This is a genomic window from Rhodococcus sp. WS3, assembly GCF_003797085.1.
Taxonomy (GTDB): domain Bacteria; phylum Actinomycetota; class Actinomycetes; order Mycobacteriales; family Mycobacteriaceae; genus Rhodococcus_F; species Rhodococcus_F globerula.
Window position 1 is genome coordinate 679,638 of record NZ_RKMA01000002.1, and the last position, 21,531, is coordinate 701,168.

Annotated in this window: 23 protein-coding genes; 5 read left to right on the forward strand and 18 right to left on the reverse strand. The window is 60.5% G+C overall.

Annotated elements, in window-relative coordinates:
- Positions 1-44 precede the first annotated feature (44 nt).
- From EEB13_RS17205 to EEB13_RS17250, 10 genes are all read right to left on the reverse strand, one after another.
- Positions 45-1,250 carry a DUF2254 family protein gene (locus tag EEB13_RS17205; RefSeq protein WP_052683521.1) on the reverse strand — a complete coding sequence of 402 codons (1,206 nt, stop codon included), beginning with the start codon at positions 1,248-1,250 and terminating at the stop codon, positions 45-47.
- 134 nt (positions 1,251-1,384) lie between these two features.
- Positions 1,385-1,810, reverse strand: coding sequence for a hypothetical protein (locus EEB13_RS17210; RefSeq protein ID WP_033234969.1), 426 nt, complete (start codon positions 1,808-1,810; stop codon positions 1,385-1,387).
- Positions 1,811-1,897: 87 nt separating this feature from the next.
- A complete protein-coding gene (locus EEB13_RS17215) occupies positions 1,898-2,278 on the reverse strand; it encodes a MerR family transcriptional regulator (protein ID WP_033234693.1) in 381 nt (126 codons plus the stop codon).
- Positions 2,275-3,486: an LLM class flavin-dependent oxidoreductase gene (locus EEB13_RS17220; RefSeq protein WP_052683520.1), complete on the reverse strand. Its 1,212-nt coding sequence runs from the start codon at positions 3,484-3,486 to the stop codon at positions 2,275-2,277. Before EEB13_RS17220 ends, EEB13_RS17215 begins: the two co-directional genes overlap by 4 nt.
- Entirely contained in the window at positions 3,483-4,724 is a 1,242-nt protein-coding gene (locus tag EEB13_RS17225) for an MFS transporter (protein ID WP_141485908.1), read from the reverse strand. The genes EEB13_RS17220 and EEB13_RS17225 overlap by 4 nt, the downstream gene beginning before the upstream one ends.
- Positions 4,725-4,792: 68 nt before the next feature.
- Positions 4,793-5,776 carry a DUF2332 domain-containing protein gene (locus EEB13_RS17230; protein WP_141485909.1) on the reverse strand — a complete coding sequence of 328 codons (984 nt, stop codon included), beginning with the start codon at positions 5,774-5,776 and terminating at the stop codon, positions 4,793-4,795.
- A 112-nt stretch (positions 5,777-5,888) separates the two neighbouring features.
- Positions 5,889-7,502: an ABC transporter substrate-binding protein gene (locus tag EEB13_RS17235; RefSeq protein ID WP_141485910.1), complete on the reverse strand. Its 1,614-nt coding sequence runs from the start codon at positions 7,500-7,502 to the stop codon at positions 5,889-5,891.
- Positions 7,503-7,542: 40 nt separating this feature from the next.
- On the reverse strand, positions 7,543-9,276 hold the full coding sequence (locus EEB13_RS17240) for an N-acyl-D-amino-acid deacylase family protein (protein ID WP_141485911.1): 1,734 nt from the start codon (positions 9,274-9,276) through the stop codon (positions 7,543-7,545).
- Complete coding sequence (locus tag EEB13_RS17245; RefSeq protein WP_261984579.1) at positions 9,269-10,246, reverse strand: alpha/beta hydrolase; 978 nt, start codon at positions 10,244-10,246, stop codon at positions 9,269-9,271. The genes EEB13_RS17240 and EEB13_RS17245 overlap by 8 nt, the downstream gene beginning before the upstream one ends.
- Positions 10,247-10,346: 100 nt before the next feature.
- On the reverse strand, positions 10,347-10,964 hold the full coding sequence (locus tag EEB13_RS17250) for a TetR/AcrR family transcriptional regulator (protein ID WP_033234697.1): 618 nt from the start codon (positions 10,962-10,964) through the stop codon (positions 10,347-10,349).
- 113 nt (positions 10,965-11,077) lie between these two features.
- On the opposite strand from EEB13_RS17250, the gene EEB13_RS17255 reads away from it, so the two are divergent.
- Entirely contained in the window at positions 11,078-12,700 is a 1,623-nt protein-coding gene (locus EEB13_RS17255; RefSeq protein ID WP_141485912.1) for a flavin-containing monooxygenase, read from the forward strand.
- Positions 12,701-12,738: 38 nt separating this feature from the next.
- Here EEB13_RS17255 and EEB13_RS17260 read toward each other — a convergent pair whose 3' ends face one another.
- The 5 genes from EEB13_RS17260 to EEB13_RS17285 form a co-directional block, all read right to left on the reverse strand.
- Complete coding sequence (locus EEB13_RS17260; protein WP_230590163.1) at positions 12,739-13,827, reverse strand: alpha/beta fold hydrolase; 1,089 nt, start codon at positions 13,825-13,827, stop codon at positions 12,739-12,741.
- Between the two features lie 63 nt (positions 13,828-13,890).
- Positions 13,891-14,739 carry an SDR family oxidoreductase gene (locus tag EEB13_RS17265; protein WP_141485913.1) on the reverse strand — a complete coding sequence of 283 codons (849 nt, stop codon included), beginning with the start codon at positions 14,737-14,739 and terminating at the stop codon, positions 13,891-13,893.
- A gap of 323 nt (positions 14,740-15,062) precedes the next feature.
- The gene (locus EEB13_RS17275; RefSeq protein WP_141486191.1) at positions 15,063-15,647 is read right to left on the reverse strand and encodes a TetR family transcriptional regulator; all 585 of its coding nucleotides are present in this window, start codon (positions 15,645-15,647) and stop codon (positions 15,063-15,065) included.
- 49 nt (positions 15,648-15,696) lie between these two features.
- Complete coding sequence (locus EEB13_RS17280) at positions 15,697-16,563, reverse strand: amidohydrolase family protein (protein ID WP_033234701.1); 867 nt, start codon at positions 16,561-16,563, stop codon at positions 15,697-15,699.
- A 121-nt stretch (positions 16,564-16,684) separates the two neighbouring features.
- Positions 16,685-18,061: an MFS transporter gene (locus EEB13_RS17285; protein WP_141485914.1), complete on the reverse strand. Its 1,377-nt coding sequence runs from the start codon at positions 18,059-18,061 to the stop codon at positions 16,685-16,687.
- 119 nt (positions 18,062-18,180) lie between these two features.
- Between EEB13_RS17285 and EEB13_RS17290 the strand changes: the two genes are divergently transcribed.
- Positions 18,181-19,119: a LysR family transcriptional regulator gene (locus tag EEB13_RS17290; protein WP_141485915.1), complete on the forward strand. Its 939-nt coding sequence runs from the start codon at positions 18,181-18,183 to the stop codon at positions 19,117-19,119.
- A gap of 8 nt (positions 19,120-19,127) precedes the next feature.
- Here EEB13_RS17290 and EEB13_RS17295 read toward each other — a convergent pair whose 3' ends face one another.
- Entirely contained in the window at positions 19,128-19,493 is a 366-nt protein-coding gene (locus EEB13_RS17295; protein ID WP_261984580.1) for a uracil-DNA glycosylase family protein, read from the reverse strand.
- A gap of 244 nt (positions 19,494-19,737) precedes the next feature.
- On the opposite strand from EEB13_RS17295, the gene EEB13_RS17300 reads away from it, so the two are divergent.
- The 3 genes from EEB13_RS17300 (at position 19,738) to EEB13_RS17305 (ending at position 20,521) form a co-directional block, all read left to right on the forward strand.
- Positions 19,738-20,007: a Rho termination factor N-terminal domain-containing protein gene (locus EEB13_RS17300; protein ID WP_045067483.1), complete on the forward strand. Its 270-nt coding sequence runs from the start codon at positions 19,738-19,740 to the stop codon at positions 20,005-20,007.
- 60 nt (positions 20,008-20,067) lie between these two features.
- The gene (locus tag EEB13_RS31575) at positions 20,068-20,208 is read left to right on the forward strand and encodes a hypothetical protein (protein WP_172935384.1); all 141 of its coding nucleotides are present in this window, start codon (positions 20,068-20,070) and stop codon (positions 20,206-20,208) included.
- A 124-nt stretch (positions 20,209-20,332) separates the two neighbouring features.
- On the forward strand, positions 20,333-20,521 hold the full coding sequence (locus tag EEB13_RS17305) for a hypothetical protein (protein WP_045067969.1): 189 nt from the start codon (positions 20,333-20,335) through the stop codon (positions 20,519-20,521).
- Positions 20,522-20,557: 36 nt separating this feature from the next.
- Here the strand turns inward: EEB13_RS17305 and EEB13_RS17310 are convergent, their stop codons facing one another.
- On the reverse strand, positions 20,558-20,866 hold the full coding sequence (locus EEB13_RS17310; RefSeq protein ID WP_141485916.1) for an AzlD domain-containing protein: 309 nt from the start codon (positions 20,864-20,866) through the stop codon (positions 20,558-20,560).
- Positions 20,863-21,525 carry an AzlC family ABC transporter permease gene (locus EEB13_RS17315; protein ID WP_261984581.1) on the reverse strand — a complete coding sequence of 221 codons (663 nt, stop codon included), beginning with the start codon at positions 21,523-21,525 and terminating at the stop codon, positions 20,863-20,865. The genes EEB13_RS17310 and EEB13_RS17315 overlap by 4 nt, the downstream gene beginning before the upstream one ends.
- Positions 21,526-21,531: the final 6 nt, after the last annotated feature.

Sequence of the window (21,531 nt, forward strand, 5' to 3'; positions counted from 1 at the left end):
GCATCGCACTACGTCGAATTCACGTATCCACCGTTCGACCGACCTCACTGAGATTTTCCGACGGTATCGAAGGGCGACAGAGGACCGTCAAGACCGTTGATCCGGTTGAGTCGGGCTTCGAGCATCGCGGCATGTTCGGGTCGGCAGTGGGTCGTAAGCCGCATCAACAGTGCGCGGAGCCGATCGACGGTCATGGGTGACGTAGTGGCGCTGGCGATCACGTCATCGAGCCCGATCTGGACATAGTCGTCCAGAGTTGGGCGAGACAGCACTACTCGGACGTGCCCGGAAGAGTCGGTGATGTATGTCGGCGCGGTGTCGACAGACGCCACGCGGGTAAGCAGATCTTCGATTTCGTCTAGAGCTTGCACCGCGGTGGCCGGATCGTTGACGGCCGGAGACAGGGCTCTCAGAGCGATGTCTGCCAAGAGCCGGAGCGCGAGTAACGGGTCACCGTCGAATGTGCGTTCGTGGCCAGTGACCAGAGCATCGAGAAATGTTGGTGCCGAGAGTGACCCACGATGTACGTCGGCAACGGACGCACCGTACAGCAGTGTATCGCCTTGCATGACCTGAAGAACGACGACTACCTGAGCAACTGTCGCTGCCTCGAGCAAATCGTCGATGATGATCTCATGCAGCACGGCTGGCGGGTTGGGCCATATGATGGTTGTGTGATCGGCAGGCAGCGCCAATGGCGGTGACGGTGATTCCGAACCCCTCGTGCTGTAGTACGCGCCAAGGACTGCGCGGCCCCGACTGCCTATCGATTTCAGAACCGGTGCCAGCTGGATAGCGGCAAAAGAGTGAATCTGAAGCGCTCGCAGAAATGCCAGCATGGCGAGCAGGAGTAGTACCGCGATAATGGGAACGACCACGGAAACTCGGGCGCGGTTGCCGATGGCGAGTGCTGCGGTGATGGAGAATACGGCCTGCCCCACCGCGAAAGCGAAGGTTCGCCACACGATCGGATCGTCGCGGAACAGCGTCAGCCGGGGTGTGAAAGTTGTTGCTGCCCACTGTACAACAAGAAACAGCAACGAGAATATAACCGCGATGGAACCCAGCAATCCCAGCCCTACCGCAACCAACATATCGGTCACCTGGCGGGCTGGGACTGTTGGCCCGAATTCGACGAGTGGCATCAAAAGACCCAAACTCACACCGGCAAAGATCGAAACAAGCTGGCTCAACCCCGCTCGCCACCGACGGCGTCCGCGAATAAATCCATGCTCGACCGGCTTGCTCATCGCCCTATCCGCTCGAAGTCATCGAAGCTCACTCTCGAGCATTGCCCGCCCCCTGGTGCTGTTGGCGTGATACCGCAACCCTCGAGATGCCCGACGAGCCGATGAGGCGGATCTGGGGTACACCGGTGAGCTGATCAGATCGTTTTTGTAGCGTCGGGCCGCCAGGTCGCAACTGCCCAGATCACCACGACATCGAGCGCAATGATCACGATCGACCACAGTGGGTAGTACGGCAGCCACAGGAAATTGGCCACGATCGAGAGCGCTGCGATGACAAAGGCCATCCCGCGGGCCCATGTCTGTCCCACGAACAGCCCCAACGACACCGCAATGCCGATGATTCCGAGGATGATATGTATCCAACCCCACGTCGTGACGTCGAATTTGAACGCGTAGTTGGTTCCGACCACTACGATATTGTTGTCGGCGAGAGCAGCGATACCTTGCAGGAGAGCAACGACACCTGCGACAAACAGCAGGGCAGCCGCCGCTACCGTAGTACCAATCGCAAAGCCCTGTCGGACAGGATGGTTCGCGGGAGCTTGGTTCGGAGCAGTCATGACGTCCCCTTCATCGGCAGAATAGCGTGTGAACAGTTTCCCGAGATTCAGTAGGGCGAACATCACCCCGAACGGGTGAACCCACACTCATGTATTGGTTGGAACGGTATGTCGCTGCCGCACGTCCGCAATGTACTCACGGATCGCGTCGCGATTCTTGACGAGAAAGTGAATCTTCTCGTCCAGCCCGGACGCTTCCGCCTCGAGCATCGCCAGCATCTCCGGTGTTACATCATTCATATGGATGACGCGTTCTTGATCCAGACACGGAAGGATCTGCCGAATCACTCGCGTCGGAAATCCCATCTCCAACAGCCCTCGTATCTGGAAAACCCGATCGACCATACGTTCGTCGTAGTCCCGGTAGCTGTTTTCGGATCGTCTCGGAGCGATCAGGCTTTGTTCCTCGTAGTAGCGCAACAGCCGCCGAGATACCCGCGTGGCCGTCGAAAGCTCGCCTATCTTCATGTAGTTGAGGATGTTTCGAGCGAACCGAGGTGCAGGCGCTCACGCAGCGTGCCGGTCAGGCGATTCGATCCGAACACTAAGCCGAGTTGCTGAAGGACGAGTGGGATATCCGAGCCGTTCACCGCCGGCCGTAGTCGCGCACCGTCTGCACCAGCTGCCACAAGCTCTTCGATCCGACGGACGAGTTCACCCACCGAACCGACAAATATTTCGGTGTCCGACGAATACGGTGCGCCTGACAGTTCGTCGAGTGCCCTCTTCATGGTCACTGCCTCGTGGCGAGTCGCACCGAGGAAGACGACAAGATCCACCAGGATAGTCAGCGGTCTAGCGATCAAGTCTCGTTGCACTGCAGTGCATTCAGTTTCCACAGCGTTCAATACGTCGCCGATGGAGACCCCGTTCGCGCTCGGAGTCGGCGTCACCAGAATCACGTCGGCTGCCGCGGTCGCCAACTTGTAGGGGACGTTGGCGTGATGTGCCAACGCGAGAACGACGGGTTGCATAGCCGTGGTGACCGGGACGCCGAGTGGGCCTGCGATGTCGTAGGTCGCGGTCGTGATTGGCTGGGCCGAGATCTTGTTGACATCGACGAATCGTCCGTCCGTCCCGTCCAAGAGTGCGTCTTCCGTCCATGTCGACCACAGTGCTCGGAGTATCTCAATCGACTCGGTAGCTTTCGAGAAAACTGGTGCCAGTCGGGTTCCGATCTTCTCGGGAAAGTAGATGTCGGACTCTTTCAGTTCCGGAACGGGCTGTGGGCGAACGAAATGATGTGTGTCGATGCTTCGCGAAGTGATCTGGGCACGAAGCCCGACTCTGCCTCCGCTCAGGACGTTGAGCGATGCTATTTCGGTGGCGATACTGTATGGCTCACTGTGAGTGAGGTTTCTCGCGGCAATCACGCCGAGTTGCTGCGTTCCGAATACGGCCAGCGCGGTCAGTGCGACCGGCGACAGTCGGCCGCGCACCTGGTCTTCTTTGCCGTCCATTGTCCGGAAGTCCGACGACTGAAGCCCGATCGATTCCTCGAAGGTCACGAAATCTACGACGGATGCATCGATGTCACGCAACAACGCCAACCAATACGGAGCAGTGAACAGTTCGGTCGGCGTGTGACCCTGTAGTCGCCACGCCGCTGGATGCCATCCGGCAGGTTCCAAAGCGATGCCGATTATGGGTAAGCGGTGGGACTGTGGTGCGTTCATATGTGAACCTGATCTTCCTGATGGATGTGTGCGGGAGATCGGAACCCGCCACCGCGAGCGGTCAATATGATCACTACGGAGAGTAGGGCGAGGGTCACCGTCCACCACGGCAGAGATCGAGCGCCGTTGAGGGTCAGTAGAACTCCGCCCAACACCGCTCCTGCAGCCATAGCACCATTCCACAGCGTTGTAAGAAGTGCCTGAGCGTCGTCTGCATGCGAGCCTGCGGCAACCGCTGCCGACGTTTGCAGCAGAGTCGGAATTCCTCCCCACCCCAGGCCCCATATTGCGGCAGCGACATAGACGAGCAGTGAATCCTCGGTAGTGACGGCCAGAACGGTTGCGGCAACTGCAATCGAGACGGCACTGACCACGGAGAAGGTCCGAAGCTTCGTGTGAATATGTTGACCTACAACAACAATGCTGATCAGGCATGCCACTCCGAACGCCAATAGAATGAGGTCGGTATCGCCTCCCATACCGATCGCCTCGAGGAACGGGGCAATGTACGCGTACATGATCGTGTGCCCCAACACCACAGTGATGGTCACGATCAGAACCGCGTCGACACCGGGGATTCGTGCGGCCCCGAACATGCTCCGCTGTTTCCGGTTTCGCGGCCGGCCAGGACGATCCGGAACTGTCAACCCGATCGCAACGAGTAACGCAACAGCCAGACCCGACATGAGATAGAACGGCGCACGCCACCCGGCGGCGTTTCCCAAGAATGTTCCGAACGGAACGCCGAACGCCAGAGCCAGCGGAATTCCTGCCATAGCCACCGCGATGGCGCGGCCCTCGAGATGTTTCGGGGCAAGACTTCTGGCGTACCCGGCAAGCAACGCCCACGCAATCCCCGCAGCAACTCCCGCGACAAAGCGAGCGGTCATCGTCAGAACATAGTCGGAAGAAAATGCGGTGACGGTGTTGGCGACCGCAAACCCGAGAATCGCACTCAGCAGTAGCACTTTCCGGGACCATGACGCCGTCGCTGCAACCAGAGGAACCGTCGTCAGCGCCGTTCCCAGCGCGTAGACCATGATCGTCTGCCCGGCAGCGGATTCACTGACATCGAGACTGTCACTGATTGCGGGTAGCACTCCAGCCGGGAGAGTCTCCGTCAGGCTGGTGATGAAGACGCACGCGAACAAGGCCAGTAGCGGGACTCTCGGAAGCTTGTCCGGAAGACGTTGGTTGGTGCCGAGAACTTGTTGCTGTGAAGCGATGTCATCTGCCATGGACCGATTGTCAACCCTCACATCAATGTGAGGGTCAAGCATTCCACGCGTATCGGATCGCGAGCCAATCAATGTGATGCCGTGTGAGTTTCGTTCGTCCAGTCGAGAAACTGGCCATGGGCACCGGCTAACCCATGAGGTACACCGTCGAGAGAGACGACAAACTTACCGCGACGCGTCTGCGTTGACGTCGTCAACCGGTTGTCGATGGCCGGAAGGACTCCGACCCCTTCATTGGCAATCCAGTGACATGGAAGCGAACCCACAGTGTCCACGAACGCCGCTCGATCCGACGGGGCGAGGTAGCTGAGAACAGCACTGTGAAAGACCACCACAGTTGTGCCTCGAGGTGTCTGCTCGACGAGGTCCGCAATGGTGGAATTGAGATCACCGCGAATCAGATGTGGCGGATCCTCTCGAGCGAGGGCGGCAGCGTCTCGCAATCGCTGTCTGCGATGCTCCTGCTCGGGCCACACGAGACTCTCCAACCAACTCATGTCGTCAACGTTGGCCACATCAAGTGGATTGAGGTCGATACCCGCCCGGTACACCACTTCTGGGACCTTTTGCGGAATCGGCGGATTTCCGGTCGTCGCACATTCGAGCAGCACCGTGGACGGACCGTCTACCGGATGCAGACACCGGTTGCCGTCGTAGAGGTAGCTGTACCGATCCGGATACAGACACAGGCCAGCGGACGCGCCGACCTCTATCAGGGCGAACGGACCCTTCAACAGTCCGAGGACGGGAAGCAGCACGGCGTCGCGACCCGTTTCGTTGGTCTGGGTAGTCCGGGTGCGTGCGAGTTGTTCGACCTCGAACCAGTGCGCACTCACCCACCGACGAAACGACTCGTACGGAGCTATCGGGGCACCGAGATGACGGCTGGCGCCGAAGACCAGGTTCGGTTGCCGTCGGGGTTCTGGAAGTCGATCGATGAGGGCGAGGACCGCTGGGTCCTGTGAGACCCCGAAACCCCAGTCCTCGTAGATCGCCGAATTTCCTCGCGCTTCCACTTCCGCGAATGATCGGTACCAGAGCGAAGTGTCCACCATCGATGTCTACCGAACGTGGTGGGGTTCGGGAAGGTTTTCGATCACGCTGAACAAGAACGACGGGGCCGCCGAGTGGATTCCCCACTGAGCGGCCCCGCATCTCGCTTTCCTACGACGTCGAATCAGGTGTGATCCAAGCGTTTCCGAACAACATGATGCCGTCGGCGCTCGGCGTGATTCCGTAGACGTTCTTGCTCCACGGAATGAAGTACTTACCCGTGTTGACGACCAGCATGGGAGCCGTCTCGTTGACAAGGGTCTGGATTTTCTCGATCACTTTCGTGCGATCTTCGTCGGTCGGCGCCGATTGCATCTCGATCAGAAGGGAATCCATGGTCGCGTTCTTGTACCCGATCACATTCGACGACGATTCGCTGTACAGATTGCCGTACATCCGGACGAACGGCGATTCGTCGAGCACGTTGAAGCCTGCATACCCGATGTCGTAATCATGTTGGGCGTACATGGTTTTCACGAGGTCGTTGATGCTGGTCGTGTACACGATCTCGACCGTGAATCCGACGGCCTGCAGCATTGCCTGGAACGCCAGCGCACTGCGCTGGGTGGCCGGGTCGTTCAAGCCCACATAGGTGAGCTTGCCGTCGTATCCGTCCGCCTTTGCTTCGCCCAGGAACTTCTTTGCAGCCTCGGGGTCGTACCCGTTTCCGGCGACGGATCCGTGCCACCGCGACCACGACTGGAACATATCGCTGCCGGGCATTCCGTAGCCGGCTTCGACCCGCTCGTTGAACGTATCGGGGTTGAATGCCGCCACGATCGCCTTACGAACCCGGACGTCGGACGCCGCTCGCCCCTCACGCTGATTGATGTTGCCGACACCGCCCATATTCACGGTGTAGACGTATCCCACGTCTCCCGCGCTCAGAGCGTTATGAACAACCTCTGCGCCTCGTAGGTATGCGGCCTGGACACCACCGGTGTGCAGGGCGTCGAGTTTGGCCTGCTCACTGACGATCGCCGGGAAGCGCAATGTGTCGAGATTCGGCTTGCCGTTCCAGTACGCGGGGTTGGCCGCGAGCACCAGTTCATCCTGAGAGGCGAACTTCTCGACGACGAAGGGGCCCGCTCCGATCGGCGCGAATGCTCCTGTTGTCATCGACGACGGTGCCACGATCATCCCGGGACCGGTGGTGAACATGATCGGGAACTCGTTCCACGGCTGCTTCAACGTGAAGACGACGGTAGCCGATTCGGGCGACTGTACGTCGGCAACGGTTGCCTTCCACACCTGCGTGTGGGTCCCCTTCTTCTCCAGATAGTGGTTGATGCTCCACAGCACCGCGGCGCCGTCAACCGGTGTCCCGTCGCTGAACTTCGCTCCGTCGCGAAGCGTCAACGTCCAGACGCTGTTGTCTCCGTTGGCTTGGAGCGATTGTGCGAGTTGCGGTTCGAACGCCTTCGTTTCGGGGTCGTACCGCACGAGGAGGTCGTAGATCGCGGCCATTTCGTTGCCGCCGGTCGCACCGCCATCCTGCCGGTCGGCTGGATCGAGGCTGCTGACGCCGTTGTACGTCGCAAAGGACAGCGTTCCACCAGACGTCGGTTCACCTCCGTCCCCCTGATCGCCGACCAGTCCGGTCGTCACGTCCGACGTATCGGTCTCCGAACCCGATCCGCCCCCGGCGCAGCCTGCAACAAGCACAGTCGCCGCCGCCAGAGCAGTGAACGTGGTCGCGGCACGAGCGAATGAACTACGACGCATGTAGACCTTCTTTCCTAGGGTGTTCGGGAGGATATACCGTTCAGCACGTGATTGATTCGGGAATCGGCCGAGCGCCACGCACCAGTCGTCCTGGTAGGGCGCCGGTGTGCTCGCCCTCCTCGAAGACAACTTCACCCGCGACAACAGTTGCGACATAGCCGGTCGCGGTTTGCATCAACCGACGACCACCGGTTGGCAAGTCGTACAGCACTTCCGGTTGGTCAGCCTGTAGCCGGTCGAAATCGATCACGTTCAGGTCCGCCCGGTACCCCGGCAGTACCTGCCCGCGGTCAAGTAGACCAACCACCGCGGCTGTGTCTACGGTGTGCCGCTTGATCAACCACTCGATGGGAAACAATAATTCGGGGTTCCGGTGGTCACGACCCCAGTGCGTGAGCAGTGTTGTCGGAAAGCTTGCGTCGCAGATAGCGCCGCAATGCGCACCACCGTCACCGAGCGCCGGCACGGTATCCGGCCGAGCGAGCATCTCGCGGACGGCATCCAGATTCCCACCCGCGTAGTTGAGCATCGGGAAATACAGCAGACCACGACCGTCTTGCGCCATCATCGCATCGTAGGCAACCTCGACCGGCGACACACCGGAACGCTCAGCAAGCGCAGCGACCGAATCATTCGGTCCCGGTTCGTAGTTGGGCGGGTCGCCGAGAAGGTAGACGCTCTCGAACTTGGTCGAGAGTCTCTGCACGAACTCACTGTCCGATACCGGATTCTCCGCCAGAAGGGCCGCTTTGACCTCGGGGCGAGACAGCTGCACCACTCTCTCCTCGCGAGCAAGATCCGCGAGTGCCGCATAGCTGGGATACGCCATGAACGGATGCCAGCTCAGCTCCCAGCCGAGCATGACTCCGACAGCTCTCGGTGCCACCTGGCCGGTGATCGGAATATTCTGTTGCGCAGAGACTTCCGCCAGCCCATCCAGTAGTGACCGCCACTTGTCCGGCGCCCGGTCACTCTGGACGATGGACACGGACATCGGCCGCTGCGCTGCCTCGACTATGGCGCTGACAAACTCCATCTCCTCCGGTTCGTCCATGAAATCGGAGATGAAGTCGATGACGCCGGCCCCTGCCTTCGCCAGACCATGTGCCAGCCCGGTCAACTCCTCCCGAGACGCCGTCAGACTGGGCGTCGGCTCGCCGGCAGACGTCTTGTGCACCGCAGACCGCGACGTCGACCAACCGAGCGCACCAGCCTCGACTGCCTCGGCAACAAGGTCACGCATCCGGTCCATTTCAGCGTCGGTCGGCCGGGCCAGATGGTCACCTCCGCGCTCCCCCATTACATACGTGCGAAGTGCGCCGTGTGGCAGTTGCGCGGCAAAGTCGATGGCATGCGGCGTATCGATCGCGTCGAGATAGTCGGGAAAAGACTCCCAGTTCCAGCTCATCCCTTCAGCAAGAACACTTCCGGGAATGTCCTCAACGCCTTCCATCAAGCTGATCAGCCAGTCGCGCTGCTCGGGTTTGACGGGTGCAAAGCCAACTCCACAGTTACCCATCACCACGGTGGTGACGCCGTGCAACGACGACGGTGTCAACAACGTGTCCCACGTGACCTGTCCGTCGTAATGCGTGTGGATGTCGACAAAACCGGGGGCGACAAGCTTTCCGGACGCGTCGATCTCACGACGCCCTGCCTCGGGTACCACACCGACGACGGTGATCGTGCCGCCGTCGACAGCCACGTCTGCCCGCCGCGGCACGCTGCCCGTTCCGTCCACAACGGTCCCACCGCGAATCACCAGATCATGCATGGTCTACTGCCTCCGTCGAATCGGACTGCTGGGCAACGCCTTCGAACAAACGCGCTGTTGCTGCTGCGGCTGCGGCAGCGGCCGCTGCCGCAGCCGCCGATACAGCCGTGAACTGGAGAAATCCGTGCGGCAGGCTTGGGAGGTGCTGCACCTCGACGGGCACCCCGGAACCGCGCAGCCGCTCGGCATATTCGAGGCCCTCGTCCAGCAACGGATCGTGTCCACCGACAACTACGACGGCCGGCGGCAGCCCGGACAGGTCCGCAGCGCGAATCGGTGCAAGATCGGGCGAGGTCCGGGCGTCCACGTCGGGGCAGTAATGATCGAGAAACCATCCCATCTCCCGTGCACCGAGGAACACTCCTGAGTTGGCGACGTAGGAATCCCGCGTCAGATCGGCGTCCACCACCGGATAGATGAGCACCTGCCCCAAAAGGTTGACGGCGTCATCGGACCGCATCAATTGCGCGCTCACCGCTGCGAGATTGCCGCCGGCGCTGTCACCCGTGACGACAATCCGTGGATCCAGCCCTTCGGATTCTGAAGCGACCCAGCGCAGCACCGTCAACGCATCATCCACGGCGGCCGGGAACGGGTGTTCCGGTGCCAGCCGGTAATCCACGCTCACTACCGGGACGCCAGCAGTCTCGGCGAGCAGCCGGCACATCGGGTCCGCGTAATCGAAATCCCCGGTGACCCAACCGCCGCCATGGAAATGCACGACGGTACCGGCGTGTGTCTCGTCCACCGGCCGGTAGATCCGCACCGAAAGCCCGTCACCTACTGCATGCGTTTCGATCGACGCCACCTCGGGCCCAGGTGCGCAGGCCTGCAGCGCACCTCGTATCCGCTCACGCGCATCCGCTGGAGACAGCTCAACCATCGGCGGAAGCCCTGCCCCCGACGCCGCGTCCGCGACGGCCTGAAATGCCGGATCCAACGCACTTCGCTCCTGCACACCGCTTGTCATGAACTAGAATCTAACTCTAGTCTGTGAATATGACAACGGTCACATCAAAATCGCGAGTCGGCGTGCGGCTGTGTTTACGAGCGTCGAACGCCGCCTTCGCTCAGACCGTGCCGTTCAACGAAAAGATCATGTCGACAGTGCGATCGAGCAGTCGATGAACCTCGGCGGCTTCCTGACGTCCCAATCCGAAAAGTACCAACTGATGAGTCAACACAGCGGTCACAATCGACACGATGTCCGCAGCGTCGCCCGCGGGCAGATCGGCAAGTTGCGCGCGATACGAGATCAGCACCTGGTCGGAGAATTCGGCAAAGATCTCGGACACGATCGGATCCGTCGACTGTCTGAGTGTGCTTTGCAGACGAAGAAAACTCGGATACTCCTCGAACCGACGGACCGAGTGGTGCAAGCGCACCCGTATCCGCTCGGCGGGCGAGCGCGACGTATCAACCGGGTTTCCGTGCTTGATCGGATCCGTCGCCGACCAGTCTCGCAACACCGCCGCATACAGGTGCTCCTTGGACGTGAAATACCGATATACAGTTCCGAGCGCAACGCCGGAACCCTCTGCAACATCACGGATTTGGATGCGCTCGAACTCGTCCGCAACCAACAACTCGCCGGCGACATCGATGATGTGTTGGCGCCGCGCCTGTTGACCTTTGGGCAACGACGCGGGATCCAATTGCGCCGGCCTGTCGTTGGGCCCTGCGTCCACGTTTGCATTCCTCCCGTTACATCCGAACAGCGTGCGGCGTACTCACAGCCTGCACTGATGCTACTGGCACATCCCGTCGTCCCCGCCCCTCACCGTGAATCGAGGCAGTCCCCATGCTGAACAACCCTCCGCAGACTCCAGATTGCGACGCAATTGTCGTGGGCGCCGGATTCGCCGGCCTCTATGCGCTGCACAGCCTTCGGCAACGAGGCCTCTCCGTTCGAGGGTTCGAAGCAGGTAGCAGCGTCGGCGGAACCTGGTTCTGGAACCGCTACCCCGGCGCCCGGTGCGATGTCGACAGCGCCGACTACTCGTATTCATTTGACGACGACCTTCAGCAGGAATGGATCTGGACAGAACGCTTCCCCGCGCAGCCTGAGATTCTCTCGTATCTCGAGCACGTCGCCGATCGATTCGACCTGCGCAAGGAGATCACATTCGGAATTCGTGTGACATCAGCCGATTTCGACGAAACGGCGGGATTGTGGACGATCACGACCGACGACGGAGATTCTGTCACCGGTCGGTGGGTCGTCATGGCAACCGGTGCACTCTCATCCGCGCGAATGCCAGAATTAGCCGGCCAGCAGGATTTCCGCGGCGAGGTCCATCACACCGGACACTGGCCGTCTCAGGGCGTCGAGTTCACGGGTAAGCGCGTGGGCGTCATCGGTACCGGATCGTCCGGGGTACAGGCGATCCCGCTCATCGCCGAGCAGGCCGAACACCTCACCGTGTTCCAGCGGACCCCGGGATTTGTCATCCCAGCGCGCAACCGGCCACTCGGACCCGACGAACTCGACGAGATCAAGGCCGACTACCCCACCCGCCGCCAGAACCTGCGTGAATCCCACGGTGGCTGGATTCTCCCGCCGCCCGTCGGACTGGCACTCGAAACCGCGCCGGAAGTCCGTGACAAGGAATACGAGAGCCGCTGGGCCGGCGGCGGAATCGCCTTCCAGAACACCTTCGGCGACATCATGATCAGCGTCGACGCCAACGAGACCGCCGCTGAATTCGTACGATCGAAGATCCGCGATACAGTCGAAGATCCCACTACGGCAGAGGCACTGTGCCCCAAGGGGTATCCATTGGGTTCGAAGCGGTTGTGCATCGGAACCGACTATTACGAAACTTTCAACCGCGACAACGTCACGCTGGCGGACCTCCGCGCCGCACCGATCGAGCACATTGTGCCCGAGGGAATCCAGACCTCAGCGGGACTGCACGAACTCGACATGATCGTCTACGCCACGGGATTCGACGCCATGACCGGCGCGTTGAACGCCATCGACATCCGCGGGCGAGATGGCATAGCACTACGCGAGACCTGGGCGGCTGGGCCACGCACGTATCTCGGCGTTGCGGTTGCGGGCTTCCCCAACATGTTTGTCCTCACCGGACCAGGCAGCCCCTCGGTCTTGTCCAACGTCGTGGTCTCGATCGAACAGCACGTCGAGTGGGTAGTGGACTACATCGACCATATGCGCCGCGTCGGCACGCAGTTCGCCGAAGCTACCCATGCCGCTCAAGAGCAGTGGGTAGACCACGTGACCTCCATTGCCGCGGATAGTCTCTATATGCAAGCGGATTCGTGGTATCTCGGCGCCAATGTTCCCGGTAAACCGAGAATTTTCATGCCATATATCGGCGGCGTCGGAAACTATCGAAACCTCTGTACTCAAATCGCCGCCGACAATTACCGCGGGTTCACAACGACCCCCGAACTCGCGTAGCTGTGTATAGCGACGGCGCTACGTCCTGAATTGCTTGCTCACCGAGGCTGGACGTGTTCGTCCAGAAACTGCTGGGTCATGTCGGCAATCTCGGACGCGTTCGCGTGAAACAGGTAGTGGTGGCCGTCCAATATTTCGACCCGTTGAATCGACGGGTTGGTAATTGCCGCGCGGTGCGACGACTCCCATTCCGGGTCGGCTGTGAGTGACGACGACGCGAGAATAGACATGGCCGGCATAGTCGGAGGCAAGGTAGCGCCCTCGACGCCTCGTACATTCTCAGCTTCGTGCGCGGTCTCGGCGAGCATCGTTGAATTCAATACCCACGAGTAGGAACGCAAATAGAGTTCTTGCTGCTCAGGGGTATATTCGGCGGCGTCGCCGAGACTTTCTCGGTAGTCGGCCGCGAGCCCCAGGTAATCGGTATTCATATCCAAGTAGATCAAGTCCCGTACCCCGCCGAGCGCCGTGACCGTAGACATCCAGCCCGGCCACTCCGGCGCACCTTCGGCAAGTTCGGACGTATATCGCTCGTCGTCGACTCCTACTACCGCGGCCACCTCGTCAGGATGGTTGGTAACCCACCACATCGCGTACAGACCGGAAAGGGAATGCGGCATAAGAACATAGGGTCCGTTCAACCCCAGGGCACTCAGCGCAGAACGGGTCTCGTCGACGATTGCTTCGCTGGTTCGCGGTGCGTCTGTGCCGTCACTGAGTCCCAACCCGAAGTTTTCGACGGTAACCACCGTGTTCGCCTCAGCGAGGCGTCGCGCGAGGGGTGCAAAATCGAGGATCGGCTCAGGTGTACCCAAACCTGGCATGAGGACGATGGTGCGTGGGCCGGAGCCTTGAATCGCAACGCTCATCCGATGTCCGTCCACCTCGACGTAACGGTGCGAGGGACCGATCAGCGCCTCGATGGCTTGCTTGTCCCGTGGAGTTTGCCACCGATGATTGATGGTCGAGATCGCAACAGCACCAACAACTATCGCGAGCACGGAGACGCAGATCCATCGCACCACGCGAAGGAATCGCCGCCGCGGCTTGCGGCCCGTCGAATCACCGACCTGCTCCTGCGATTGCGGCTCGACGACAATTGGATCAGTTCCCCTGGTGTCCCCCACACGACTAACCTAGCCGACGCCGCTTCTGGAGATCAGGCAGAAGGCAATTGTCGGAATTTGCCGTCAACCGGGCAGCGTTTCTCCGCCGATCGGCGCAAGCACCTCCCCGGAGTAATAAGACGACATAGTTTCCGAGGCAAAGAACACGTACGAGGGTGCGATCTCGTCCGGCTGGGCTGCCCGCCCGTACGGTGCCTGTTGACCAAAAGACTCCACCTTGTCCTTGTCCAATGTCGCCGGTATCAGCGGCGTCCATACCGGGCCAGGGGCAACACAATTGACGCGAATCGATCGCTCACGCAACGACTGGGACAGTGAGTACGTCAGCGCAATGACGGCCCCCTTGGTCGCCGAGTAGTCGATCAAGCTCTTATTTCCGCGCAGGCCGTTGATCGACGCCGTGTTGATGATCGACCCACCGCCTCTCAGATGGGGAACCGCTGCCTTACTGACGTGGAAATAGCTGTCGATGTTCACCGCGAAGGTCCGACGCCACTGCTCGTCCGACAGCTCGACGAAGTCATCGACAGGTTGTTGGTAGGCAACATTGTTGACGAGGATATTCAAGCCTCCCAGCACGTCCACCGTCTGCCCGACCACATCATTGCAGTGGTACGGATCCGCGAGGTCGCCCCGCATCAGATGACACTTTCTGCCGTGATGCGCAACAAGTGCGGCGGTGTGATGTGCGTCGGCGTCTTCCTCGAGATAGGCAATCGCGACATCGGCTCCTTCCTTGGCAAATGCAACAGCCACAGCCCTTCCGATACCGGAATCGCCACCTGTGATCAACGCACGCTTGCCGTCGAGCAGTCCCCGCCCGACGTAACCGTTCATCTCGTCGTGGGGTTTTTCACTCATGTCGCTGGTGTGCCCGGGGTATTCGATTCGCTCGCGCGGATGCTCACTCATCACAAGCCTCTCTCGTTGTGCCGCTGTTCGCGCTGCCAGCGATCAGCTACCCGGCGAGTCCAACACTGAAACCCGAAACCCACCTCAGGGTTGGCGAACGGAGTATTGGGGAACACGACCGGCATGATCGATCCTTTTGCGTTGGCGTACAACACCCCGTCGGGTACCGGGCCCGATCCGGTTCCGCCGAACCCCGTGCCTGAACCAATCCCGCCAGCGCCGGAACCCGTACCGCCGACGCCACCGCCGGTACCCCCGACTCCTACGCCGCCCAACCCCTATCCACCGGACCCGATTCCCCAGATCCCGTAAACGACTCACTTCTAGGAGTAGTCGCGCAAGACCAGTCGACAGGTCTCCTCCACATTGCGCAGCGCCTCTGGATAGCCGATACGACCAGTGGTCCACAAGATCAACGAATTAAGCATCACACTGCCAATGGAAAGCGAGGACAGACGAGCCAACTCAGCCGGGACTCCGTCCATCAGACTGAAGATCACCGAGCGGTTGGCGGCGGCTCGCTCGTCCATCGTGTCCCGAACGTAAGGGTCGTCCGACGTCTGCATGTCGACCTCGAGCCGCGCAAAGTGGGGCCTGCGGTGGAATGCCTTCATCTGGCGGCGGTACAGGTCGAGGACTCGATCAAGGACTGAGTCGTGGCCGCCATACCGCGCACGTCCACTCGCTTGCTCACGTGCAAGCCGATCAGCGAGGATGTCGTTCCACGCAACTATCGACGCCGCCAAGAGTTGCTGTTTGGCCGGGAAATAGCGGTACACCGTTCCGAGCGCGACGCCCGACCGTTCGGAAACCTCGCGCATCTGGACCTTGTCCGGGCTCATATCGGCGAGCATCTCGATGACAGTGTCGGTGAGTGCCTTACGACGTTCGAGCTGGGATGCCGTCATGTCGTCTGGGTTCAGCGGAAAGGCGACAGATGCATCGGTCACTGCGCGATCACTCCTTCAACTTCAGAACCTTGCGGGCGTTCAAATGCAGGAATTTCGGCCACACGTCGTCGTTGAACGGCACGTGCGGCATGTCCGTGAAGATGCGGTCCAACGTCAATCCGGCCGGAAAGTAGCCCGCATACATGATCTTGTCGGCGCCACGCGAATTTGCGTAATCGACTATCGCCTTGGGGTAGTGCTTCGGCGCGAAAGCCGACGTCGAGTAGTACAAGTTCGGCCACTTCAGCATCAGCTTGACTGCCAATTCCTCCCACGGTTCACAGCCGTGCCTGGTGACGAACACCAGATCGGGGAAATCGAACATCACGTCGTCGATGAGTTCCACATGCTGTACAGCAGATTTCAAGCGCGGCCCCGCGATACCGGCGCACGCAAAGATCGGGATATCGAGTTCGACGCACTTCGCGTAGATGGGGTACATCTGGGGCGCGTTGAGTGCTACCTGCGGAAAAGTGCCCGCGGCAAAGGAACTCACTGATCTGATGCCAAATTCCTCGTACTCACGCGTCATTGTCGACAGGGTGCCCATGATGTCGTTGGGGTCCACAGCGGAGCCTTGTGGCACAAAACGGTCGGGGAACCGTTGCACTGCAGTCCTACCCGACTCTGTCGCCACGGTAACCATACCGATCTCAATACCGTGCTTGTCCATCTCACGCAACGTCACCGACACCGGGTCGTCGGTGGGCAATTCCTTGGGCACACCTTTGAACATGTACTCGGCCGGAAACTCGAACGACTCCCGACTTTCCCGGTCCTTGGTCTGCTCAGTGATGAAGTCGTACTCGTGCCCACAGGCTTCACGGAAGCCAATGAGAGTGTCGATGATCGGAATGTCCTCGTACGACGCCATACTTGCAACTCCTCCACCGTCGGTTCACCTACCGAATCGAATTCAAGAAATGAAACTGTGTTCTATTTATTGGTGAGCCTCAGAGTAGAGCTTGGTCGCGTAGATGTCCATCGCCGCCGGATCACGAAATATACAGATAATATGCTGATTCGGATGCCGGTGATACATCATGTTCTGACCGACCAGCGCATCGCGCATTTGCATAGACCTGAAATATTGTTCTAGATCTGGACGCCACGTTTGCGTGAGTCATCCTGCCCGGACGCCTTTTATCCGACACTCCAGCCTCGGGCGCGGTCATATGCGCCCGTGTGGGCAGCAGGAGCGGGGTGGCAAGTAGGAGAACGCCTGCCGTCGTGATCCCGGCCAGCGGACTGGTGAGTGTCGCGAGCACGCCCCACACCAACATGAGCGTCGCCTGGGCGAGTTTGCTGCTGACGCTCCATGTGGTGAGGACCTGCGCGGCGTGATCGGCAGAAGTGCGCTGCAAGCGTTCGGTCGCATTAATGGGATTGAAGATGCCCATACACGTGATCAACAGGCCCTCAACGACAATCACCGTGATAAGTCCGGCGACGCCGGGTTGGGTGAACGCGAGGCCGAGCGGGAAGATCGAGCGCAGCCAACCGGAGACGATCATAACGCGGTGGCGCCCGTACCGAGCGACGAGTGGCGCGGAAAGGCGGGCACCCGCGAAACCCCCGAGTGCTGGGATGCCGAACGCAAGACCGTATTGCCAAGCGGGGAAATGGTATTGACCGAGAAGGAGGACGGCCAGGAGGGGGCTGGTTGCCATGATCAGGCCACTGACTATCACGGAATTGAGAAACAGACGTTGTAGGACGCGGTCGGCGTGAATGTACCGCCAGCCGTTCATCAGCTCGGTGGCGCGCGCTCTGGTGGGCGCGCCACTAGGCGCCTCGATGTCGTCGCCACGAATGCGGAGAACCCCGAGAGCGGACAGCAGAAAGCTGAAGGCGTCGGCCGCGACTGTGACGACTGGACCGAGCAGTCCGATGAGCGCGCCGCCAAGGGGCGGACCCGCCGCGGTTGCCACCCAACTCGTGCTTTCAAATCTTCCGTTTGCGACAAGGAGGTGATCGCTGCGGACGACATGTTTCAGATATGCGCCGGAAGCGGCAGAGAAGACGATACCTGCGGTTCCGGAGACAACCGAGACAACCAGCAGTTGCCCATAGGTCAGGATGTCGAAGAAATACGCGATCGGAATACTCGCCATTGCGAAGAATCGGGCCAGGTCCGTCGCGATCATCACCGGCCGTTTTGCCCTGCGCTCGACCCACGGCCCGAGCGGGAACGCAACGATCGCGGCAACGGCAAGTCCCGCCGATCCCAGGAGCGCGACTGCAAATGCCGATGAGTGCAGCACTTGCACAGCAATGAGGGCGAACGCTCCGAAGGCAAGCCACGTGCCGTAGGTGCTGATGGCGTAGGCCGTCCACAGCCAGCCGAAACTGCGCCCCAAGTCCACCCGCATACAACTCCCCTTTGCAACGCCGACGTCGGCATGAATCACACCAGCTGTACCGACGCACGATCAAACAACCGACAGTCGGCGAGCCACAACGATCAGTTGTGCATGAATAGGCTGGGTGAATGGATACCGAAGCAGTGCGATCATTCGTACGGGCAGCAGAGCTCGGACAGCTGCAACATGCAGCCAACGAGCTGGGTGTGACACAACAAGCCGTCTCGAAGCGTATCGCCGCCCTGGAACGCGAGCTGGAAGTTCGGTTGTTCACCCGTACCGCCCGCGGAGTCGAGCTGACACTCGACGGACAAGCATTTCTCCCGCATGCGCGGAACATCGTCACGGGAGTCGAGCGTGCCATCACTGCGGTCCGACCAGGTTCGCGGGCACTTCGAATCGACGTTCTCGGCCTGCGTAGCGCGCAGGCCGTTATTCTGCACGACTATTGGCGGTCACATCCCGAAATCAATCTCGACGTAGTGACTCTCAGAGTCAACGACCCGCGCGTAGCCGTCGCCGCCGTCGAAGCGGGCGAGATCGACGCCACGTTTCGCACCGTGACAGATCCGACGATGTTGCCGCGCGACGTGCGCACGATTCACGCTTTCGATTCCCCATTGGAACTCCTTGTCGGACCACGACATCCACTTGCCTCCTCGCGAACACTGACGCCACCTCAGCTGCGCAGGCACCGGATCTGGGTACCGGGTATCGCGCCCCGCGCCGAATGGGGAGAGTTCTACGATCAGCTCGCCACCGAATTCGACTTACGCATCGACGCCACCGGCCCGCACTTCGGCGACGAAGTCCTTCTCGAGACCCTCGCGGACTCCGCGGACGTGGCCACTCTCGTCGGTGCGCGCGACCGCTACATCTGGCCGACTAACTACGACCTGCGCCGCATTCCGATCGTGAATCCAACTCTCGCATATCCGCTTTCGCTCATTCTCCGCACCGCGAATCCACACCCTTCACTAGCGGCAATCATCAAGCACTTCGGAAACCTGACACCGCTCCCGGAAGCGGTATGGCGTCCATCCTGGGCAACGTCGGCGCCGCAATGACTGCGATCCTAGGGCGCCACGGCTACCTCGCAGTCACGCACGAAGGCGTCGAAAACACTGCGACGTTGCTCCCGCGGTCCACGAAGTATCGCGGAGGGATGAATCGTCGCAAACACGGTCGGGTCGCACGAAACCGGAATGTCATCACCAAGATGCAGTTCCTCCTGGCGATGTGCGGCGTTGGTGATGTAGACCGTATCCATCTCGATCTGCGCGGAATCGAGCGCCTGGTGCAAGATTTTGCCTGCCGCACCGACAAAGGGCTTGCCCGCACGGTCCTCCTGGCCCCCGGGCTGTTCACCGACCAGCATGACCGTCGCAGAACGCCTTCCTTGTCCGAGGACAGTCTGCTGCGCCGCATGGAAAACTGACACCCACGACAGTCGGCTGACGCCGCTCTCAGCGTAGAAAATACTACGACTGTCCGGTACAAACTCCTGTGCCCCGATTGCTCTCGGTGCTCGATTGTCGGCGACCATGGTTTCGTATTCCCCTGAACAGCAACAACAATCATCACTCCGAAAGCGTGTCGTAATGGCACCAATCGGTGGTTTTTCACACCTGGCGACGGGTACACCGAAAGCGAACACATCCCAACTCGGTAGGAGGAGCACCGCCATGCCTCGCAAGGGATCCGATCCCCATCTCAAAGACCAGGAACTGTACGAGGACCTGCGCGACAAGGGCGAATCCAAGGAGAAAGCCGCACGAATATCGAACGCCGCTGCCAGTCGCGGGCGTGGAAACGTCGGCAGAAAGGGCGGTGAGGCAGAGAACTACGAGGACCGCACGGTGACGGAACTGAAAAAGCGCGCCAAGGAAATCGGGCTGTCCGGCTACTCCTCGATGAAGAAGAGCGAACTGATCGATTCGCTCCGCAACCACTGACAGTGCGAACGGTACCCAATCCCATGGCAACTACGACATCGCGGGAGTCCCAAATCGCTGTTGGAAAAATTCAGTGGCATCGGACCGGTCGGCGCCGACAAACTTGCCTCTCTAGTCGGCAACAACGAGACCGCACGCCTCGCAGCAGCGTTGATCCGGGCATCTCTCGACGATGAACTTCGCGAGAAGGTCCTGCAGTGATCCAGACTTCGAGGCGTTGACTTCGATATTGTGCCCGCGTTGACTGGATAGCGAGGACTTGTCGCCTTATATGCACTCCGATGTGATCGTTCCGGAGTTCGATCACGAAGTCGAGAGGACGGTCATGACAAATAATGCACCCGGTGAGCATCTCTCCGAGGAACCTCAATCCGAGCGAGGCGAACCTGGCTCTCGCGATACCGGTTCGAACGAGCCTGGCGGCGGACCCGTCGACCGGCCGGAAGGATCGTTCGATCACGAGGAGACCATCTCTACCTCGGACACCGACGACTCCGATTCAGCGTCCGAGTAAGCCGGCCTGAAAATAGCCCGACAGCCGACCTCTGATTCAGGCCACCCCCACTACCCTCAGCACCGCCGTCGTCGCAGCTGCGCCCACCACAATCACCACGAATGGTGCACGGCGCCAAATCAGTACGCCTGCGACAGCAACACCGAGCACCCGCGCCCACCCGGCAAAACCGTCACCGGAGTACACGGTCTGCGTAGCGGCCAGCGATACCAACAGTGCGGTTGCGCCCAACCCGAGCATGCGTACCGCCCGCGGACTGAGATGAATTCGATCCCGCAACACTGGCCCGGAAATACGAAAGCCAAAGGTTCCCAAGGCAATCAGGCCGATGATCCACCAACTCATCGGTTACGGCCCGCAGCGATCAAACCGAGCAAGCCGGCGATGACGCCGAGACCGGCAGGCAACACAGGCGTCAGAACCACCGCAATGGCCGCCCCCAGCAACGCAACCCGGCGGTCGAGCCGGTCTCGCCACGCTCCGGCGGTGAGCGCCAGCAGTGCTGCCGGAAATGCCGCGTCGATACCGAGCGCGTTGGGATCGCCCAGAAGATTGCCGCCGACTGCGCCTATCGCGGTACCGATATTCCACGCAAGAAACAGCGTGATTCCCGCAGCGAAGAACGTCTTGCGGGCACGAGCCACGTCACCGTGCGACGCAAGCTCCGCTGTGGTGAAAGCCGTGGCTTCGTCGGTCATCAGGTGCGCGCCGAAGATGCGTGAGCGCCAATTCCCCCGCAGAACGTCGGCAAGCACCAATCCGTACGGCAGGTGACGCGCGTTGAGAAGCAGCCCACCAAAAACGACAGCGGCGGGGGCTGCACCTGCAACCACCGCCGCCACCACGAGAAACTGAGCTCCGCCCGCGTAGACGATGCCCGACAGAGCAATAACCTGCGGCAACGACACCCCCGCCGCTACCGCAACCGCTCCGAACGAGGCACCGACCAACGCCATCGCCAATCCCAACGGGAGTAGAGCCGCAAGGGATTGACGATCAGGCACCAAGTC

What these genes read in the sequence shown, in the direction of transcription:
- EEB13_RS17205 (WP_052683521.1), bottom strand. Translation starts at nt 1,250, where the DNA reads ATGAGCAAGCCGGTCGAGCATGGATTTATTCGCGGACGCCGTCGGTGG.
- EEB13_RS17210 (WP_033234969.1), bottom strand. Translation starts at nt 1,810, where the DNA reads ATGACTGCTCCGAACCAAGCTCCCGCGAACCATCCTGTCCGACAGGGC.
- EEB13_RS17215 (WP_033234693.1), bottom strand. Translation starts at nt 2,278, where the DNA reads ATGAAGATAGGCGAGCTTTCGACGGCCACGCGGGTATCTCGGCGGCTG.
- EEB13_RS17220 (WP_052683520.1), bottom strand. Translation starts at nt 3,486, where the DNA reads ATGAACGCACCACAGTCCCACCGCTTACCCATAATCGGCATCGCTTTG.
- EEB13_RS17225 (WP_141485908.1), bottom strand. Translation starts at nt 4,724, where the DNA reads ATGGCAGATGACATCGCTTCACAGCAACAAGTTCTCGGCACCAACCAA.
- EEB13_RS17235 (WP_141485910.1), bottom strand. Translation starts at nt 7,502, where the DNA reads ATGCGTCGTAGTTCATTCGCTCGTGCCGCGACCACGTTCACTGCTCTG.
- EEB13_RS17240 (WP_141485911.1), bottom strand. Translation starts at nt 9,276, where the DNA reads ATGCATGATCTGGTGATTCGCGGTGGGACCGTTGTGGACGGAACGGGC.
- EEB13_RS17245 (WP_261984579.1), bottom strand. Translation starts at nt 10,246, where the DNA reads ATGACAAGCGGTGTGCAGGAGCGAAGTGCGTTGGATCCGGCATTTCAG.
- EEB13_RS17255 (WP_141485912.1), top strand. Translation starts at nt 11,078, where the DNA reads ATGCTGAACAACCCTCCGCAGACTCCAGATTGCGACGCAATTGTCGTG.
- EEB13_RS17265 (WP_141485913.1), bottom strand. Translation starts at nt 14,739, where the DNA reads ATGAGTGAGCATCCGCGCGAGCGAATCGAATACCCCGGGCACACCAGC.
- EEB13_RS17275 (WP_141486191.1), bottom strand. Translation starts at nt 15,647, where the DNA reads ATGACGGCATCCCAGCTCGAACGTCGTAAGGCACTCACCGACACTGTC.
- EEB13_RS17280 (WP_033234701.1), bottom strand. Translation starts at nt 16,563, where the DNA reads ATGGCGTCGTACGAGGACATTCCGATCATCGACACTCTCATTGGCTTC.
- EEB13_RS17285 (WP_141485914.1), bottom strand. Translation starts at nt 18,061, where the DNA reads ATGCGGGTGGACTTGGGGCGCAGTTTCGGCTGGCTGTGGACGGCCTAC.
- EEB13_RS17290 (WP_141485915.1), top strand. Translation starts at nt 18,181, where the DNA reads ATGGATACCGAAGCAGTGCGATCATTCGTACGGGCAGCAGAGCTCGGA.
- EEB13_RS17300 (WP_045067483.1), top strand. Translation starts at nt 19,738, where the DNA reads ATGCCTCGCAAGGGATCCGATCCCCATCTCAAAGACCAGGAACTGTAC.
- EEB13_RS17305 (WP_045067969.1), top strand. Translation starts at nt 20,333, where the DNA reads ATGACAAATAATGCACCCGGTGAGCATCTCTCCGAGGAACCTCAATCC.
- EEB13_RS17310 (WP_141485916.1), bottom strand. Translation starts at nt 20,866, where the DNA reads ATGAGTTGGTGGATCATCGGCCTGATTGCCTTGGGAACCTTTGGCTTT.